The organism is Pseudoalteromonas sp. UBA2102 (assembly GCF_002331165.1).
In the GTDB taxonomy this organism is placed as follows: Bacteria; Pseudomonadota; Gammaproteobacteria; order Enterobacterales; family Alteromonadaceae; genus Pseudoalteromonas; species Pseudoalteromonas atlantica.
The window spans coordinates 1-3,323 of record NZ_DCYU01000076.1 but is presented as its reverse complement, the minus strand read 5'-3'; the positions used below and the strand labels follow the sequence as shown (position 1 = coordinate 3,323).

General features: G+C 41.7%; 2 protein-coding genes and 4 tRNA genes. All 6 read left to right on the top strand.

Annotation, left to right across the window (positions count from 1 at the left end):
* The first annotated feature begins 51 nt into the window (after window positions 1-51).
* Window positions 52-128, top strand: a tRNA-Arg gene (locus B2R65_RS10705).
* A gap of 149 nt (window positions 129-277) precedes the next feature.
* Window positions 278-354 (top strand) — tRNA-Arg (locus B2R65_RS10700).
* 147 nt (window positions 355-501) lie between these two features.
* Window positions 502-578 (top strand) — tRNA-Arg (locus tag B2R65_RS10695).
* Between the two features lie 138 nt (window positions 579-716).
* Window positions 717-793, top strand: a tRNA-Arg gene (locus B2R65_RS10690).
* 538 nt (window positions 794-1,331) lie between these two features.
* Window positions 1,332-2,507, top strand: coding sequence for an exo-beta-N-acetylmuramidase NamZ family protein (locus B2R65_RS10685; protein WP_286742434.1), 1,176 nt, complete (start codon window positions 1,332-1,334; stop codon window positions 2,505-2,507).
* A 9-nt stretch (window positions 2,508-2,516) separates the two neighbouring features.
* On the top strand, window positions 2,517-3,323 hold an 807-nt coding region (locus B2R65_RS10680), incomplete at its 3' end, for a serine hydrolase (protein WP_286742433.1).

Sequence of the window (3,323 nt, the reverse complement as noted above, 5' to 3'; positions counted from 1 at the left end):
ATCCCTCCTTCTCCACCATTTCTTTTAATGGCGTCTTGTAAAGTAAAGATTGGGCGCATAGCTCAGCTGGATAGAGTACCTGGCTACGAACCAGGCGGTCGGAGGTTCGAATCCTCCTGCGCCCACCACTCTTTACACACTCTGCTTAGAGTATAAATAAGTTTAAGTGTTTGGTTTAAAACCAAATCGGTAGGAGGTTCATTCTTACAAGATACGTCCTGCTTCCAGCACTTTTTACACACTCTGCTTAGAGTATAAATAAGCAAACAGTAAAAGTGGGCGCATAGCTCAGCTGGATAGAGTACCTGGCTACGAACCAGGCGGTCGGAGGTTCGAATCCTCCTGCGCCCACCACTTTTATAGACTCTAACTTAGAGTATAAAAAAGTAGAAAGTGTTGGCTAAAGCCAAACGGTCGGAGGTTCACTCTTAGAAGTTACGTCCTGCGTCCACCACTTTTACACACTCTAACTTAGAGTATAAACAAGTAACTAATGAAAGTGGGCGCATAGCTCAGCTGGATAGAGTACCTGGCTACGAACCAGGCGGTCGGAGGTTCGAATCCTCCTGCGCCCACCACTTTCATACATAAGCCGACAAAAGTCGGTTTTTTTGTGTCTGAAATAACATATAAGTTAAGCGCATATTTTACGGTGTGTACTTATATTTATTCTTTCAGAAACTCCACTTAGAGTATAAATAAGAAAAAATGAATGTGGGCGCATAGCTCAGCTGGATAGAGTACCTGGCTACGAACCAGGCGGTCGGAGGTTCGAATCCTCCTGCGCCCACCACTTTCATAGACTCTGCTTAGAGTATAAATAAGTAAAGTGTTGGCTTAAAGCCAAGCGGTCGGAGGTTCACTCTTAGAAGATACGTCCTGCGCCCACCACTTTCATACATAAGCCGACATTAAGTCGGTTTTTTTGTATCTGAATTTTGAGAAAGCTATCAGCTATCAGGTATTAGTAAAATCCAATTTTACATAGTGCCAAATCTTCTATTCAGTCACTTCTCTAAAAGCGCAGCGCCTCTTAACCTCTTTGTGAATAATTTGTTTTAAGAAACATTACAAAGAGAAGTGAAAGAGGAATAAATGAGAAGCTCAAAACCAACATTAGTATTTAACCTATTTACGAGCGATGCTCGTCGCGCTAGCAAGCTTAGCGCCTACGGGTGAACCCTAAATTCTGAGTTTAATTGTCTTAGATGTAAAGCTTGCTCACGTTAGAAGCGCAGCTTCTAATTACTTACGTACAGCTCAAAACCATTCACTGCTCTTTAACTTAAGCTGTGGTATTTTAAACACCTTGTTTAAAAGGAACTTGCTGTATGTTTAAAGCTGTATTCATCACCTTTGTTTTACTATTTATCACTATTTTTAATGTGGGCGCGCAGGCTCACACAGCTCAAATAACGCCAATTGTTGGCGCTGCTCAATACAAACATTATTTGCCGCAGCTACAAAATAAACGTGTTGGCCTTGTAGTAAATCAAACATCGCTTGTTGAAAATACTCATTTGGTTGATGCTTTACTCACTAAAAATATAACCATAACCAAAATTTTTGCACCTGAGCATGGCTTTAGAGGCGATCACGACGCTGGAGCCCATGTTAAAAATGCGGTTGATAGTAAAACCGGTATCCCGCTTATTTCTATTTATGGCAAAAACAAAAAACCAAGCGCTGAGGCTCTAAGCGAAGTAGATGCTATTATTTTTGATATACAAGATGTGGGCGTGCGCTTTTATACCTACATAAGCTCTATGCATTACATGATGGAAGCCGCAGCCGAGCAAGGTATTGAGTTTATTGTGCTTGATAGGCCAAACCCCAATATTGCCTACGTTGATGGGCCAATACTTGAGCGCCAATTTAAATCGTTTGTAGGCATGCACCCAATACCCGTGCTGCACGGCATGACGGTAGGCGAGCTTGCAAAAATGATCAAAGGCGAAAGCTGGATCAATAAAGCGGCTGATTTAAAGCTTACAGTGATCTCAGTTGATCATTACACGCGCTCAACATCCTACAATTTACCTGTAAAACCCAGCCCTAATTTACCGAACGATCAATCAATTGCGCTGTATCCGTCGCTTTGCTTTTTTGAGTCAACCCCTGTAAGTATTGGCAGAGGCACCGACTTTGCGTTTCAAGTAATTGGCTACTCGCCCGTTGCGCTTGGGGATTTTAGTTTTACACCGCGCTCTATTAAAGGGGCGGCAGCAAACCCTAAATTTAAAAATACTCCTGTAAAAGGGCTCGATTTACGCACAGCAAACACGCGTGGGCTTGATTTAAGTTATTTAATTACGGCTTATAATAAATTATCTAAAAACAATATTACCTTTTTTGAACGCGCTGATTTTATGGATAAATTGGCTGGTACCAACAAACTACGTTTAGCTATTGAAGCAGGGCAATCAGAGCGGCAAATAAAACAAAGTTGGCAGCAAGGGCTTGCAGCATTTAAAAAGCAACGAGCGCCGTATTTGCTGTACAAGTAAGGGGTGCAAATGGCTTTAGTAATAAACAAAAAATTAAGCAGCTGTTTTAAAACGGCTTTACTGGCGCTTGTTAGTGTTACTCTTGTAGCGTGCAGTACGGCAAATAAGCCAAATGAGTTTACAGCAAGTGAGCTTAAGCAAAGCAAATTAGTAACGCTTCCAAACGCCCAAGTTATTGTCACTTTTCCTGAGGCTAACCCAAGTAGCCGTGAGTACGTAAATAACCGTGGCACTTTTAAAGCGTATAAAGGGCGAGGGCAGTTATTAATTCAAAATAATAACGCTATTAGTGCCGATATTTTTATAAATAACCAAAAGCTTAATATTACCAACCAATTAGCCGCTAATACTTTATACGAGTATTCGCTAGCAAGGCGCACCCACAACGGGGTAAATACGTTTAAGGTTGAAAATATTAAACCTAAAGGCGCAAGCCTTACCTTGCGCTTTGAGTTTCCGACCTTAAATACCGCTGCGCAAAGTAATATAGACTTTAGCCAGGTCGATGCCCTTATTGAAAAAGACATACAAGCTGGTTTTCCCGGGGCGGTATTAGCCGTTATTAAAAGTGGCGAACTCATAAAGCTTAGTGCCTATGGCGATGCCAAACAGTACCAACAAAGTGATTTGCTGCTACTACGCCCAGAGCCAATGCAAACACACACTCTGTTTGATTTAGCCTCTAACACCAAAATATTTGCCACTAACTTTGCCCTAATGAAACTTGTAAGCGAAGGGCTTTTAAATATAAACAACTCCGTACAAAGTTACTTACCCGAATACAAAGGTGATGGCCGCGAGCTGCGCACAGTTAAA